Below are 14,257 nucleotides of genomic sequence, written 5' to 3'. Positions count from 1 at the left end.
AGTCCTACGGACTGACCGCTTGTATCACCGCCCGATTGGGCGATGCTTTACGCGGGAATTGGTAACGCCTCTGCAATCTATAACACAGAGCATCGGTTAAGGACGACAGTTGTTTGACATATTCCAAGGTGCCGCCCTTGTTCCCGCCAGCATCGTGCTCGCCTTTTTCCGGTTTATACAGCCGCTTCAGCATGGCCCGCCCGACGCTGGCCGCCAAGCCGTTGTTGGCAAAGGTCGAGCTGTGCTTGCGTTCAAATTCGCGACAGTTGGCCCTGGTCGTGTAAAGCATAGCTCCGGACGGTACCATTCCAGCACCCAGTGCTTTGGCCAGCAGCAGGATATCGGGAATCACGCCGATACCGGAAGACACCGTGATCTCCCCGGTTCGGCCAAGCCCGGTCTGGATTTCGTCAAACACCAGCAGAGTGTTGTTCCGGCGACATAGCCGCTGTGCCAGCAGTAACCACTCGGTATCGGCCCGGTGCATCCCGCCCTCTCCCTGCACCGGTTCTACAATAAAGGCGGCGTACTTGCCGCTGTTCAGCGTCTGTTCAAGCACCTTCCCATCGTTGAGGGGAATATGGGCATGGCGGTTATCATCCAGACTCGGGGAGGTATAACGGGTTGAACCGGTACAGGCCAGAGCCGATGAGGTTTTGCCATGGAACGAGTTGGTGACTGAAAGAATATGGCGACGCCGTGTTTTCATGCGCGCCAGCTTGACCGCCGCTTCCACGGTTTCGGCTCCACTGTTGGTAAACACGCACTTCCGGTATTTTCGGCCCAGCGCTTCTATCAACTCTTGGGCAAACTGTTCGGAATTGTCCTGCAGGACGGGCTGGCTGAAAACGGGGGATCGGCTCTCCATATGATCCGTGAGGGCCTTGACAGCAAAACTGGGATTATGACCGAACGGCAATGCCCCGTATTGGGACAGACAATCCCGGAACGACCAACCCTCACGGGTGGTCAGGGTGTTGCCTTTGGCCGAAACAATATCCGGGTTCATCCCCAGCAGACCCAGGATATGCGCCCGATAGTCGTTTATATGACTCATGGGTCATGGTGCTCCACGCTTGATTTTTGAATTCTCAATATTGGTGGTGAAACTACGCGAAGAGCTCCGTACAATTACGGGATCGCATTCAACCAGTCCAGGGTCTGTTTCCAAAACGTATTTTGATGAGTCACCCTGAAGAACCCCGTATGACCAACGGGTTTTAACCCCTGCTGGCGGACTGCAATAAAATGTTCATCCACATCCTGCGAGCCGTAAGCGGCCAGCAGTTTGTTAATTGATGCCCTTGGCACCAGGACGTCATCATCAAAACCGTAAACCCGCATGGGGCAGGCCAGCCTGCGATACCTTTCCGGTGAGAAACCGAATTTTTCATCAAGCAGATAATCGTCCCGGCGAATCCATTCGGCCCAGTCCCTGATGAGGCTGGACGGCAGATCGATACTGCCCAGCCCAAGACGTTTACCTGGAAACACGGGACTGACGGCCCCGATAACGGGCACCAACACATTGAACAGCAGCTGCAACATCAGCCGCCGGGGATAGAACCATCGTTTTAGATAAGGGAAGGAGGCCGCGACCATCACTATTCCCTTTAGCCGGTCTGCCTGTGATGCCAGACCAACCAGCTGTCCGCCAATACTGTGCCCCACCAGGAACACCCTCTCTTTACCAGGCAGAGTCAGGGCATAATTGATAGCCATATTGATATCCAGAGTTCCCCACTCCGCCAGTCGGGGGGATTCCGGCTGGGGAGCACTGCCGCAGCCACGATAATCAAAAGTAAGCACCTGATACCCCCGGCTGGCAAAATAACTGGCAAAATGGCGGTAGAACCTGCGAGGAACCGCCACGGCCGCCGCCAGAATCAGCATGCCCCGGGGGGGGGTTGCCGGACTGAACAGGGTGGCCGACAGGTTGACGCCGTCCGGACAGGACAAGGTGCAATCCCGCTGCCGTACCGTTCTCCCTGCCTGTTCTTGCTGTAATGTGCCGGTCATCTGTTGTGGTTGTTCAGTGATCATAGACTTAGTCCAGGATCAGACCGATATCGGCCATACGAGCGTACTGTAATTCATGGCTCCATTTTGTGGCAAGCTCGATGCGCTGTTCCGGTGAAGACTTCAACAGCGGCAGGTTGGCATCCAGGTAATAGTCCCGGGCCAGCTCGGCGAACCGCTCCATACCCGCCTGGTAATCCAGTTCCCGCCCCATCATCATCTCGCCCACAGGCAATCGTTCCCACAGCCGCAATCCTTCTTGCACGCACTCGGTCACATCTTTACGCACACGGTCACTGGCATGGATCTCCCGGCGAACGATATCGGCACACACCGCCAGGTGCCTGATTTCGTCGACATTGGCAAAATGCTGCACTTGGGCCGTCCCTTGGTCGAAAGGCCGCCACTTGCGCTCGCCCAGCTCCGCCGACGGCGCCAGAATCCCTTCCAGCACAATACTGACAATGGCAACGCCACAGGCATAACCGCTTTCCATCCCGGTGTTATCCACATAGTGCTCCCAGAATGCTTGTAATGGTGTAATAATCTCCCGCCAGACCGAGTGGTTGACCTCTTCGATCAGCCGATCCACTGTGTCCGATTCTGCAATGCCAAGTGTGACCAAATGATGACGAAACGCGGCAGTATGACGCGCTTCATCGAAAATCTGGGTCATCCAGTACTCGAAATCCTCATGGCGGGTAATCAGCCTGACCAGCTGACAGATACTTATGGTCGCCTGCTTTTCGCTCAGGGCCTTGAATGAGTATTCCTTCAGCAGCGCGGAACGCAGAGGGGTGTCTTCCAGAAGACAGGAGGGCGGAACATAGCCTGCACTGCGGCCATGCTCCAGCCCGGCCAGCGAGCCCTGACCGACCTTCTTCAGCCAGTTATTGATTGTCCACTCCCCCGGCGACATTTGAACTGTTCCGCCCGTCTCGATTAGATCCGACATACCGTTATTCCTTTAGAAGATGAAGTGTTGATTCGTTGAAAGGGTTATTTTTGTTTTTATGAAAATTCCCCAGTATGGCCCGGTCGGCAAACTGATGCATAAACAATGCCAGAAATGCAGGATTGTGGTCGACCAGGAACCAGTACAGCGCTGAAACCGCCAGGGCGAAGCCAAGATGGTGACTAAAGTTGTAGGCGTAATAAAATCCGGCTGGCGCTATCTCCTCCTGTTTAAACCGGCACCAAAAGTAGCCGGGCAAATAACCAATGACGTCTATCAGGGCGAACAACGCCACAAAGGCAAACCAGTCAATGGAGGCAGCCTGCCAAGTAACGACGCCTGTCGTTAACAGCAGCAGAACGGCATACTCCGCCCGTAGGTGGCTGAACTCCAGGCGAAACCCCAGCGCTTCCCTCTTTTCAGGCATTACTTTTCTCCCTCCATACTGGCACGGTGTCCGTGGCGCAGACTGTCAACTCGTCTCTGACGACTCGGCCGGAGCCGGTATTCGCCAGGATCATATCCACGGCTTTCTCTGCACGGAACCGCAGGTTGAGCCGTTTCCTTGCGTTGGCAAGAAAGACATGAGAAGTACTGCAGCGCCATCCTTTTTTCTGGGTTAGCTGATATAGACCGACGCCCTCCTGAGAGAAGCCGTTGAAATCCGGGTTATCCTGATGTTGGCTTTTTTTAAAGTACGGGAGCAGATTCAGGAAACTCGGGCCTAGATTGCCGTTGTCCGCCCAGCTGTCGTAATCCTCCGGATGACCCCGGATATAGATCATCGCGTTGCTGGCACTGCTACCCCCGAGGGTACACCCTCGCGGAGGGAGTTTAATTGCCGGATTCCGATTCGCCGAACCCGCTTTAAAAAGACAGACATTAAGGGAGGAATTTTCCGACAACCTAGAGGCAAGAACACATCCAGCAGAACCACCGTCTTCGATAATACAATCGTACATAACAGAACTTTATATTCTTATTTTATAAGTATTATGCCGTATAAAAAATTGGTAAACAAATCAAAAATGGGGCCAATACCCTTCAAAGTCTTCTGATAGAAACCCACTGGCATGAGCGAAGTCATTACTCTCCATAGCTTTCCAAAAAGCCAGTACAACTTCTTTTTCGTCCATTTGATACTGCTTAGACTTTCTTGGGATAGTGCAAAAAAACGGTCGTTTTTTCAGACTGTGGTACGGAAGTTCGACCAACCTCTGTACCTCTCGCCAAATCGTGCATTTTTGCCGTCTAACTATTTATCGTCTACTTTTCTTCTTTGGTGTTGAGAAAAGCAGACGGCTTTGACCGATAGTATGAAAATTGGGTATGCCCGTGTCAGTACTTCAGATCAGAATCTGAATTCACAAATTGATGAGCTGCGAAAAGCAGGTTGCGAGAAAATTTTTCAGGATGTTGCCAGCGGAGCAAAATCAGACAGACCTGGTCTTGAAGATCTTATGAAAGCAATCCGACCTGGTGACATGCTGGTCATCTGCAAACTGGACCGACTGGGACGATCACTCCAACATCTTGTCTCTCTGGCCAGCGAGCTGATTGAGCAACAAATCGGACTGATGAGTCTGAATGACCCCGTGGATACATCAACACCACAGGGAAGGTTAAGCTTTAATCTATTTGCAGCACTGGCTGAATTTGAACGAGAGATTATCAGGGAACGTACCCGCATCGGTCTGGCCTCCGCAAGATTGCGTGGCCGCAAGGGCGGGCGGCCAAAGGGGCTACCAGAGCGGGCGCAGAAGATCGCCTGTGCTGCAGAGACTCTATATAAAGAAGGCCAATTAACCGTTGATGAGATTGCGTCTCATCTGGGAATTTGCAAATCGACACTTTATTCCTATTTGCGGTACAGGGGTGTACCTATAAGCGGAAAAGTTGACTGAAGGGAACTTTTTCAGTCCGAACATTAATAATAAGACGAAGTATCAATGGTTGCAGTTCATGAAACCGCTTATCCCCGGTTGCGTTCGAGAACGACCTTCAAAGACTTGAAGGGGTCTATTTGGGAGCCCTCCCTAGGCGAGCTGAAATGGGTTAAGCAGGTCGTTACCAAGCTCCTACACCAACATGTATTGTTGATCCATCTTAAAATGTTCCAGCATCTGGGGTATCACATTGCTTTCAAAGATATACCAGCTGGTTTTATACAATACTACGGTAAGAAATTGCGTAATCGTTCTACCGTTGAATCCGTCAGACGCGATGCTCACAGCTCTCGGCGGTCGTTTTACATTGAGCAGATCAGACAACATTTGGGCTTAAGGCCATTTGATACTGATCTGGCAGAACAAGCTATGGCGACATCGGCAGAAACACGCCACTACCAGCAGGATATGATCAATGAAGTCATTGAACTTCTGTTGAAATATCGGTGTGAACTCCCAGGCTTTTCAACACTGAACAAAATGGCCATCAGTGCCCGACACAAGTTCAACAGCAACCTCTACTCAAGCTATTGGCAGAAGCTTTCAGCGGAAAGTAAAAAGCAACTAACCGGGCTGCTGGTGCAGGAATCCTGGGATCGACTTAAGCCCATCAACAGAAAGGTGAGTCGCAATAATGCTTCCGCTCTTCTCAATCAACTGCAGTGGTACCAGAATATTCGGAAAAATCTTCCGAACCTGCCGGAAATGACACCTGAAAAGTGCCGGGCACTGGAACTTGAAGCTTGCGCCCAGAATCGATCTGATATGGAAAGCATACAACAGGAGAAACAGGCTTTATTGCTTGCTTTGCTATTGCGCTACCGACACGCCCAGGTGCTCGATGACATTGCCAGTATTTTTTTGAAATTGCTTCGGAGCATTCATAACAGGGCACAGACCAAACTGCAAGAGTGGCAGAAAGGCAAGACGAAGCAACAGGAAAAGCTCATTGCCCAGCTAAAAGCGGTCAGTCAGGCTTACCAGCAGGAAAGCACAAGCTCAGACCCTACCCTTGAATCCATTGGCCAAGCCCTGAAAAACAAACCACAGGAAGTCATCAAAGCTTGCAATGAACTGCTGGAATACTCTGATGGCAACTACCTGCCTTTCACCATTCCTTCTTACAGATACCATCGGGCCAGCCTGCTTACCGCAATGTCGTTATTCACTCTGAGGACGGCCTGTAATGACTATCGACTGATACAGGCATGGCATTTTATCAACAAGCACCAGAAGTCACGCAAAACCTGGCTGGATGTAAGCGACACCCAAATCAGTTGGGACTGGATACCGGCCAGAAAGTGGTGGAAGCTGGTTACCGGCACCGATAAAAAGACAAAACAGGTCGTAAAGGTGCACCGGCTTTATCTGGAATTATGCCTCCTGACTCTTGTTGCTGAAGGCCTGCAATGCGCAGATCTTTTTATTGAAAACAGTACCGAATTCAGTGACCGGCGTCTGCAGCTCATCAGTGATGAGGAGTATCGAGATGGTGTGGCGGACTACTGCAATATGGTCGGATTTTCTGCTGATAAAATCGTCTTCTGCCAGGGTCTAAGACAGCGCCTGAAAGCTGTATGTCAGAAGACGGATATGGCCTTCCCAAGCAATACTCAGGCAAAGATAAAGGATGGCGAACTGGTCATCTCTCCGATTCGTGCCGAAGAGAAACCCGCTGAACTGGAGACTCTTGAGACTCTGATTCAAGAACGAACACCATCAATCAATATTCTTGATTTACTGACCGAAACAGAGCAATGGCTCAATTTAAGCCGACATTGGAGACCGCTATCAGGGCAGCAAAGCCGCATCGACAACCTTGAGGAACGCTTTGTATTGGCTCTACTTTGCTATGGCTGCAACCTGGGATCGGCTCAGTTATCACGATCCGTCAAAGGAGTCAGCCGCAAGCAGATTGCCCGCATGAACCTAAAATACAGTTCAGAAGAAGGCCTGAGCCAATGTATTAAAGAGGTGATTAACGCCTATAACAAGTTTTCTTTACCCAGCTACTGGGGAACAGGAAAGAGTGCATCAGCGGATGGAACAAAATGGGATCTATATGAAAATAATCTGTTATCTGAATACCATGTTCGCTATGGTGGTTACGGTGGCATCGGTTATTACCATGTCTCTGACACCTACATAGCCCTGTTTAGCCGCTTCATCCCCTGTGGAGTCTATGAAGCGATTTATATCCTGGATGCCCTGCTGGAGAACCAGTCAGATATACAACCAGACACATTGCATGCCGATACCCACGGGCAAAGTCTTGCAGTATTTGGCCTGGCACATCTACTGGGAATAAAGCTGATGCCCCGCATCAAAAACATAAAAAGGCTTATATTTTATCGCCCTGAAGCTGGGCTAAAGGTTGATAACCTTGGTTCTTTGTTCCGGGAAACTCTGAAATGGGAGCGGATCGAAGCTTGCTGGGATGACATGCTGCGAATTGCCATGTCCATCAAAGCCGGGAAGATCTCAGCATCGACCATCATCAAGCGGCTCAACAGCAAAAGCCGAAAAAACTCTGTGTACTATGGGTTCAGAGAGCTGGGCCGGGCTGTGAGAACACTCTTCCTTCTGGAGTACATTCAAGACACGGGAATGCGGAGGATGATCAACGCCGCAACCAACAAAAGCGAGAAGTTCAATGACTTCTCTGACCTGCTGTTCTTTGGTAACAAAGGCGTCATAAGGGAGAATGACCGCAGCCAACAGAAAAAAATCATCAAGTATAATCACCTGACTGCCAATATGGTCATACTTCATACTGTCGAAACTCTGAGTCGCACACTGACTGAGTTGCGGAAAGAAGGGCATGAAATATCGGATGAAATTCTAAGTCATCTCTCACCTTACCGGGACCATCACATCAATCTTCTGGGGGATTACCGGCTGGATCTGAATCAAAAAGTACGACCGTTATAATTTGATATTTTTCCTAAGAAAAACAATGTGGTTACGTGATTTTTATGAAGATTTGTCACGGTTACGGGCCACGTACCATAAGGGCTGCAACTACCGCACCGACCACAAGGGTGATCTAAAAAAGCACAAACAGACCCACCTGCCTGCCGACCAGAGAACCAAGGTGTACCAGTGTGACCATCAGGGCTGCAACTACAGCAGTGACCGGACGAACAATCTGAAAACGCACAAACAGACCCACCTGCCTGCCGACCAGAGAACCAGGATGCCCAAAGTGCACCAGTGCGACCATGAAGGCTGCAACTACAGCACCTACCACTCGGGCCATATGAAAACGCACAAACAGACCCACCTGCCTGCCGACCAGAGACCCAGGAAACCCTGGAAACCCAGGACATCCAGAGTGCACCAGTGCGACCATGAAGGCTGCAACTACAGCACCTACCACTTGGGCCATATGAAAAAGCACAAACAGACCCACCTGCCTGCCGACCAGAGACCCAGGAAACCCAGGAAACCCAGGATATCCGGAGTGCGTCAGTGCGACCATGAAGGCTGCAACTACATTACCTACCACGCGGGCCATATGAAAGCGCACCAACGGACCCACCTGCCTGCCGACCAGAGACCCAGGAAACCCAAAGTGCGCCAGTGCGACCATGAAGGCTGCAACTACAGCACCTACCACGCGGGCCATATGAAAGCGCACCAACAGACCCACCTGCCTGCCAACCAGGGACACCAGAGGCCAAAGGTGCACCGGTGTGACTATGAGGGCTGCAAGTACATCACCGGTCAGGCGGGCAATCTGAAAAGGCACAAATCGACCCACCTGCCTAAGGAGCCCAAGGTGCACCGGTGTGACTATGAGGGCTGCAACTACACCAGCTATGCATGCAATCTGAAAAAACACAAACAGACCCACCTGCCTGTTGAGCAGAGAACTAACGTGCACCGGTGTGATTTTGAGGGCTGTAAGTACATCACCGACCTGACCTGCAATTTGAAAAGGCACAAAATGACTCACCTGCCTGCTGACCAAAGACCCAAAAGAAAGGCATATGACCAGCCGCCATTTAACGAGAAAAGAAAGAAGGAGGATAAATAGCCGGGTACTAAAAAAGAGCTGTCAGTGGCGCAGCTCTTTTTTCATGATAAAACTGTTCTTGTTCTGGTTTGACTCATAGGCCACATGATCCATCAACTTCTTAACGATGTGCAAACCACGACCACTGCATAACCAGATTTCCGGATGCTCTGGATCAACCACCTTTTCAGCCTTATCCTGCATCACTTCATCAGGGATAGTCTGCCCCCAGTCACTGACAGAAATATTGATCATGGTCTTGTCCAGGCTGACACACACTTCCACCGGATGACCCGCTTGATTGTCGTAAGCATGCTCAATGGCATTATTGACGATCTCTACCAGACACAACTCCAGGCGATTAACCTCAACAGGAGAGAGAGTCGTCATGGCGCAGAGACCTCTGACCGCCATGGCCACCAGCCTGGTATTGGCTAACTGGCTATCAATTTCCAGCTTCAGCTCCTGTGACATATCAATTCCCTTTTACCGCCTCAGCCACTGAACCATGGAGTTTGAACAATTTATCCATGGACGTAAGATCAAACAGATCTTTCACCGCAGGCTGAGCAGAAGCCAGGCTGAATGAACCGTTACCCGACAATTTCTTCAGACCTGCCACCAGCGCGCTCAAGCCACTGCTGTCCATAAAACGCACTTCAGCAAGGTCGACGACAAGGTCGGACCTGCCCTCCTCAATCAGATCAAACACGTAAGTTTTAAACGCTTCAGCAATGGAAGCATCAAGACGGGACTCATCAATCCGGACCACGGTCAAGTGGCCTTCCTCGTGGTGTTCAAATGCCATGCCATCCTCCTGGCTTTCAGGGTTTCCATTCCAGTAACAGGTAAGTCACGTCGTCTTCAAAACGATCCAGTTCATTCCAGTCTCTGACATTTTTCTCTACCCGGTCAATCACTGATTTTAAATCATCATTGGCCGTATCCTGCAAACATTGCAGCAAACGGGCTTCACCAAACTGCTCACCTTGAACATTTTCACATTCCGTCACGCCATCAGAATACAGAAACAGCCGGTCACCCGGTTGAAACTGCAAAGTGCAGGAGGTGTATTCCATATCCGGCATCATACCAATGGGAACGCCTCCGCCCGCTACCGGTTCCACAATGGCTTCTTCACGATGAATCCATAAGGGTGGCGGATGACCTGCACGGGATAATGTCACTTGGCCAGTGCGCGTATTAATGACGCCATAGGCAATGGTGAAATAAAGCATTGATTCCGGCGTCGCCTGAAACCGCCTGTTCAGTGAGGCCAGAACCGTTTCAGGGGCTCGCACTTTATAGAAGGGCTCGTGATCCAATGTTTCCCTGACAAGTTCCCTGACAATGGAGCCTCTGCCGGATGTTTCCGAAAGAATAGTATTCAGGGTAAATGAGAAAAGTGCTGAGGGAATACCATGCCCGGCGACATCCAGTTGATAGAACCCGAGCGTTTCGCCATCAATCGCCTGGTAACCAAACATATCACCGCCCAATATTTTGCTGGGCTTGAAAAACCAGTCGAAGGAAACCTGTTGAATGGTGGCTGGTTGAGCCAGTAAAACGGCCTGGGCTTTGGCCGCGGACTCAAGATCTTTCTCAACCGTCTTGATCGCTTCAACCAGCTGCTTGTTTTGTTGTTCCAACTGCTTCTCAAGTTCGATGATACGAATACCGGCTTTCAGGCGGGCGGCCAGCTCATCAAAATTAACCGGCTTGGCAAGAAAGTCATCAGCACCATCATTCATGCCTTCTACCACGGCATCGTGATCCGTCTTACCGGTGAGCAGGATGAGATAAATATAACGACCCAGATCCGTTTTTCGGATTTTCCGGAGCAGTTCCAGGCCATCCATCTCGGGCATCATCCAGTCACTGATGATGATTCTGACATCCTGATGTTCCTGCAAAATCGCCAGGGCCTGTAGGCCATTTTCGGCCTCAAGCACCTGGTGTCCCTGCTTTTTCAATACGACAGAAAGCATCAAACGCTGGTCACGGGCATCTTCAACAATAAGAATATTCATCCAGGAGTTATCGGCCTGCCGTTATGTCATCTTAATCACTTTCATCACCGGGTAGGCGAACTCTGCCCCCGCTTGTTGCACGGCAGAAGCAATAAGCAACATGACACTTTCCTGTACTCTGACAAAGTCTACCCTTCCCTTGGGAATCACATGCACCCTGATCTGACACTCCAGTGACGAGTCTCCGTATTTGAGAAACCGTGCATAATGGGGCTCCGAGCAATCCAGCTCAGGGTGTTGCAGAAATCCGGCAGTGATTTGGGCCATGATGGCAGGAATCTTGTCCAGATCCTCATAGCGAACACCAAAGTTTTCAATAATCCGGCGGTTCCGCATCCTGGATGGATTTTCCAGAACAATACTGGTAAAGACCGAATTGGGGACGAACACCGGCCTGCGGTCAAAATTTCTTATCTGGGTCAGTCGCCAGCCAATATGCTCTACGTGCCCTTCTATCTGTCGGTCAGGAGAACGGATCCAATCACCTTCCTTAAAAGGTTTATCCAGTATCAGCATCAGGCCGCCAAAGAAGTTGGCCAACCATTCTCTGGCCGCCATACCTACAATCAAGCCACCTACCCCGCCAAAGGTCAGCAGTGCAGAGAGCGAGTAGCCTAATTTTTGTGCCAGAATCAGTAACGCCAGAACAATCAGAACGATATGAAAAAAACGGGACAGGGTTCTGGCTAAGTCGAGATCGTTATCCTTCACCCCTGAGATCACAGCAATATTTGGTAACTGATGGCTGAGTCTCAGAAGGAGCCAGAGAGGGAGCAATACTGAGGAGATAGTTTCTGAAACGGCCAGCCAGTCGTGACCTTCCTCTTCAATATGATCAATAAACCAGTGAGCAAGATAAAAAAAACAGAAGACCCAGGGCAGCAGCAGCAGAGGTGGACGAAAAGCCGTGGCCAGGCAAGCCCTTACCGGTTGGTTCTCCGATTGGGCCCACCGGCTGAGCCAGAACCGGCTAATCCAGGAAGCAAGAGTGGCAGCCACAGGCGCGGTCAGTAAAAAGATATTATCTCCTTTCAGAAGATCTTCCCAGAACATTGCCTGCCCCCTCGCGCAAGAATAACCCAATGGTAAGGTGGGTATCGGCCACCACCCGCCTGATTATATTTAGACCATTGAAGTGGGCTTTTGCTCAATTTTACTCAACCATTCTTCCGGAAGATCAAGAGTCTGGGTTGGAAAGGCAATATCAGCATCATGGGAATGGATAATATTCATTACCTTGATGAAAACATCCTGCTGGATCCTGAGCCACTCTGCCCAGTCAGTCGTACAGGTAAAACAATAGATCATAATATCGAGACTGGAGGGACCAAAGGCATTAAACGACACCAGGATGATCTTGTCTTTGGCAATTTCATTGTTATCTTCCAGATACTGTCGAATTTCCCCGACAATCACTTCCACCTTGCTGCCATCCTGGTATCTCAGGCCGACCGTTGTCTTGATCCGCCTGTTTTCCATTCGTGATGGATTCTCAACAGAAATACTGGAGAAAGTGGCGTTGGGAACATAAAGAGGACGCTTTTCAAAGGTCTTGATACGAGTTTGTCGCCAGCCAATATATTCGACAGTGCCTTCGATGTTTTTATCCGGTGATCGAATCCAGTCACCAACACCGAAAGGTTTATCCAGGTAAATCATCAGGCCACCAAAAAAATTGGCCAGCATATCTTTGGCGGCGTAACCCACTGCCAGACCACCAACGCCACCAAATGCCAGCAGACCTGAAAGGCTATAGCCAAGGGACTGTAAGGCCACCAGGACACAGGCAATAATCACCACGATTCTGATAAGCCTGCCAATGGCCACTACGGTCGTTGGGTCATTGGGTTTATTATCCGTCAGAGCAGGATTCAGAAAATTTCGTTCCAGCTGACGAATAAAACGAATAATGCTCCAAGCCACCAGAGTGATGATAATGACATCCCTGAAATGACTCAGTCCATCAAACAGGGCTGACTCCGTAACCTTGGCAATAACATCCACAGACCAGCAGGCTCCGACGATCCAGATCAGCAGGGTGACTGGCTTTCTGAGTGACCTGATAACCGCATCATCCCAGGGGTTCCGGGTTGCTCGAACACTTTTGCCCAGACGGTTGAATATCTTGGAGGAGATCAGGTTGAGAACACCTGAAATCAACAGCACAATAACGACCTGAATAACCCATTTAGGAATATTCAGGTCCTGAAAAAAAGTGGCTAAAATAGGCATTAGTTAAATCGTTCAGAGAGGTAATCCAGTCTGTCCTTGCAGCTAAGGTATCGATCCATGGTAACCAGTTTTTCCAGGGGGCGGCCGCCGCTGGCCTGAAGGGGTGACAGATCAGGGGTTGAGAAAGAACACTGTTCAAGCCAGGGCAGTACTTCCCGGACACCTTCCCTGTTACTGAGTAACAGCAGATCACAGCCTGCGTTCAAGGCTTTTTCAACCCGGAGAGAGTAACTTCCGGCGGACGCTGCACCCTCCATAGTCAGACAATCACTGATCACCAGCCCATCGAAGCCCAGTTGTTTTCTGAGAATATCCTGCAACCAGATTGAAGAAAAACCACAAGGTTGATCATCCACTTCAGAAAAAACAATGTGAGCAGGCATAATCGCTTCGATCCCCTGCTCTATCAGTGCCTTGAATGGCAGCATATCTCGCTGCCGGATGGCATTGAGCGAACGATTGTCCCTGGGCAAGGTTAAGTGAGAATCTTCATTAACACTGCCATGACCGGGAAAGTGTTTACCGACGCAGGCCATTCCTGATTCATGAACACCACTGCGCCAGGCTGTGGCCAGTTTAATAACGATTTCGGGTTCACTGCCCAACGCACGATCGCCTACTATATCAGTCAACCCAAGATTCAGATCCAGTACCGGAGCCAGGCTCAGGTCAAGACCGCAGGAGAGAAGTTCTTCGGCCATCAGCCAGCCACAATCTTCAATCAACTCCAGCGCTTTTTGAGGGTCACAATTGAAATATCTGGCATAGCTTTCTGCCGGTGGAAGACGGGTAAAATCGGTTTTGAAACGTTGCACCCTGCCACCTTCCTGATCCACCATCAGGATCAGGTTCTGTCTGATACTTCTGATATCGCTGACCAGCTCACTCAACTGTTTACGATCACGAAAATTCCGGGCAAAAAATAACACACCGGCAACACCGGGGTGCAGGAGTAACTCCCGCTCTTCAGGCTGAAGAGCCTGACCTTCAAGGTCGATTATTAAAACGCCATTATTTTTTCCATTGTTCTGATCACGCGTATTCATACTTTCATTGC

General features: G+C 50.2%; 14 protein-coding genes. 3 read left to right on the top strand and 11 right to left on the bottom strand.

Annotated features, from left to right (window positions below; all coding sequences use genetic code 11):
- Window positions 1-4: 4 nt before the first annotated feature.
- From K7B67_RS08595 to K7B67_RS08575, 5 genes are all read right to left on the bottom strand, one after another.
- A complete protein-coding gene (locus K7B67_RS08595; protein ID WP_252179937.1) occupies window positions 5-1,057 on the bottom strand; it encodes an aminotransferase class III-fold pyridoxal phosphate-dependent enzyme in 1,053 nt (350 codons plus the stop codon).
- Window positions 1,058-1,131: 74 nt separating this feature from the next.
- Window positions 1,132-2,043: an alpha/beta fold hydrolase gene (locus K7B67_RS08590; RefSeq protein ID WP_252179936.1), complete on the bottom strand. Its 912-nt coding sequence runs from the start codon at window positions 2,041-2,043 to the stop codon at window positions 1,132-1,134.
- A gap of 4 nt (window positions 2,044-2,047) precedes the next feature.
- Entirely contained in the window at window positions 2,048-2,974 is a 927-nt protein-coding gene (locus K7B67_RS08585; protein WP_252179935.1) for a hypothetical protein, read from the bottom strand.
- Window positions 2,975-2,978: 4 nt separating this feature from the next.
- The gene (locus tag K7B67_RS08580) at window positions 2,979-3,401 is read right to left on the bottom strand and encodes a hypothetical protein (RefSeq protein ID WP_252179934.1); all 423 of its coding nucleotides are present in this window, start codon (window positions 3,399-3,401) and stop codon (window positions 2,979-2,981) included.
- Window positions 3,394-3,936: a GMC family oxidoreductase N-terminal domain-containing protein gene (locus K7B67_RS08575; protein ID WP_252179933.1), complete on the bottom strand. Its 543-nt coding sequence runs from the start codon at window positions 3,934-3,936 to the stop codon at window positions 3,394-3,396. Before K7B67_RS08575 ends, K7B67_RS08580 begins: the two co-directional genes overlap by 8 nt.
- 342 nt (window positions 3,937-4,278) lie before the next feature.
- On the opposite strand from K7B67_RS08575, the gene K7B67_RS08570 reads away from it, so the two are divergent.
- From K7B67_RS08570 to K7B67_RS08560, 3 genes are read left to right on the top strand one after another with little or no spacing between them, the layout of a single operon-like run.
- The gene (locus K7B67_RS08570; RefSeq protein ID WP_346658267.1) at window positions 4,279-4,878 is read left to right on the top strand and encodes a recombinase family protein; all 600 of its coding nucleotides are present in this window, start codon (window positions 4,279-4,281) and stop codon (window positions 4,876-4,878) included.
- Between the two features lie 45 nt (window positions 4,879-4,923).
- Window positions 4,924-7,851, top strand: coding sequence for a Tn3 family transposase (locus tag K7B67_RS08565; RefSeq protein WP_252179932.1), 2,928 nt, complete (start codon window positions 4,924-4,926; stop codon window positions 7,849-7,851).
- Window positions 7,852-7,876: 25 nt separating this feature from the next.
- Window positions 7,877-8,959 carry a hypothetical protein gene (locus K7B67_RS08560; RefSeq protein ID WP_252179931.1) on the top strand — a complete coding sequence of 361 codons (1,083 nt, stop codon included), beginning with the start codon at window positions 7,877-7,879 and terminating at the stop codon, window positions 8,957-8,959.
- A 21-nt stretch (window positions 8,960-8,980) separates the two neighbouring features.
- Here K7B67_RS08560 and K7B67_RS08555 read toward each other — a convergent pair whose 3' ends face one another.
- The 6 genes from K7B67_RS08555 to nagZ form a co-directional block, all read right to left on the bottom strand.
- The gene (locus K7B67_RS08555; protein ID WP_252179930.1) at window positions 8,981-9,412 is read right to left on the bottom strand and encodes an ATP-binding protein; all 432 of its coding nucleotides are present in this window, start codon (window positions 9,410-9,412) and stop codon (window positions 8,981-8,983) included.
- Between the two features lies 1 nt (window position 9,413).
- Window positions 9,414-9,746 carry an STAS domain-containing protein gene (locus tag K7B67_RS08550; protein WP_252179929.1) on the bottom strand — a complete coding sequence of 111 codons (333 nt, stop codon included), beginning with the start codon at window positions 9,744-9,746 and terminating at the stop codon, window positions 9,414-9,416.
- A 16-nt stretch (window positions 9,747-9,762) separates the two neighbouring features.
- Complete coding sequence (locus K7B67_RS08545) at window positions 9,763-10,968, bottom strand: response regulator (RefSeq protein WP_252179928.1); 1,206 nt, start codon at window positions 10,966-10,968, stop codon at window positions 9,763-9,765.
- A 21-nt stretch (window positions 10,969-10,989) separates the two neighbouring features.
- On the bottom strand, window positions 10,990-12,021 hold the full coding sequence (locus K7B67_RS08540; protein ID WP_252179927.1) for a mechanosensitive ion channel family protein: 1,032 nt from the start codon (window positions 12,019-12,021) through the stop codon (window positions 10,990-10,992).
- Between the two features lie 69 nt (window positions 12,022-12,090).
- On the bottom strand, window positions 12,091-13,200 hold the full coding sequence (locus K7B67_RS23945) for a mechanosensitive ion channel family protein (RefSeq protein WP_276576727.1): 1,110 nt from the start codon (window positions 13,198-13,200) through the stop codon (window positions 12,091-12,093).
- A complete protein-coding gene (nagZ, locus tag K7B67_RS08530) occupies window positions 13,200-14,246 on the bottom strand; it encodes a beta-N-acetylhexosaminidase (RefSeq protein ID WP_252179926.1) in 1,047 nt (348 codons plus the stop codon). The genes K7B67_RS23945 and nagZ overlap by 1 nt, the downstream gene beginning before the upstream one ends.
- Window positions 14,247-14,257: the final 11 nt, after the last annotated feature.

This window comes from Endozoicomonas sp. 4G, assembly GCF_023822025.1.
Classification (GTDB): domain Bacteria; phylum Pseudomonadota; class Gammaproteobacteria; order Pseudomonadales; family Endozoicomonadaceae; genus Endozoicomonas_A.
Note: the sequence above shows the minus strand (reverse complement) of the source record. Positions and strands in the feature narration are given on the sequence as shown.

What these genes read in the sequence shown, in the direction of transcription:
- K7B67_RS08595 (WP_252179937.1), bottom strand. Translation starts at nt 1,057, where the DNA reads ATGAGTCATATAAACGACTATCGGGCGCATATCCTGGGTCTGCTGGGG.
- K7B67_RS08590 (WP_252179936.1), bottom strand. Translation starts at nt 2,043, where the DNA reads ATGATCACTGAACAACCACAACAGATGACCGGCACATTACAGCAAGAA.
- K7B67_RS08585 (WP_252179935.1), bottom strand. Translation starts at nt 2,974, where the DNA reads ATGTCGGATCTAATCGAGACGGGCGGAACAGTTCAAATGTCGCCGGGG.
- K7B67_RS08580 (WP_252179934.1), bottom strand. Translation starts at nt 3,401, where the DNA reads ATGCCTGAAAAGAGGGAAGCGCTGGGGTTTCGCCTGGAGTTCAGCCAC.
- K7B67_RS08575 (WP_252179933.1), bottom strand. Translation starts at nt 3,936, where the DNA reads ATGTACGATTGTATTATCGAAGACGGTGGTTCTGCTGGATGTGTTCTT.
- K7B67_RS08565 (WP_252179932.1), top strand. Translation starts at nt 4,924, where the DNA reads ATGGTTGCAGTTCATGAAACCGCTTATCCCCGGTTGCGTTCGAGAACG.
- K7B67_RS08560 (WP_252179931.1), top strand. Translation starts at nt 7,877, where the DNA reads ATGTGGTTACGTGATTTTTATGAAGATTTGTCACGGTTACGGGCCACG.
- K7B67_RS08555 (WP_252179930.1), bottom strand. Translation starts at nt 9,412, where the DNA reads ATGTCACAGGAGCTGAAGCTGGAAATTGATAGCCAGTTAGCCAATACC.
- K7B67_RS08550 (WP_252179929.1), bottom strand. Translation starts at nt 9,746, where the DNA reads ATGGCATTTGAACACCACGAGGAAGGCCACTTGACCGTGGTCCGGATT.
- K7B67_RS08545 (WP_252179928.1), bottom strand. Translation starts at nt 10,968, where the DNA reads ATGAATATTCTTATTGTTGAAGATGCCCGTGACCAGCGTTTGATGCTT.
- K7B67_RS08540 (WP_252179927.1), bottom strand. Translation starts at nt 12,021, where the DNA reads ATGTTCTGGGAAGATCTTCTGAAAGGAGATAATATCTTTTTACTGACC.
- K7B67_RS23945 (WP_276576727.1), bottom strand. Translation starts at nt 13,200, where the DNA reads ATGCCTATTTTAGCCACTTTTTTTCAGGACCTGAATATTCCTAAATGG.
- nagZ (WP_252179926.1), bottom strand. Translation starts at nt 14,246, where the DNA reads ATGAATACGCGTGATCAGAACAATGGAAAAAATAATGGCGTTTTAATA.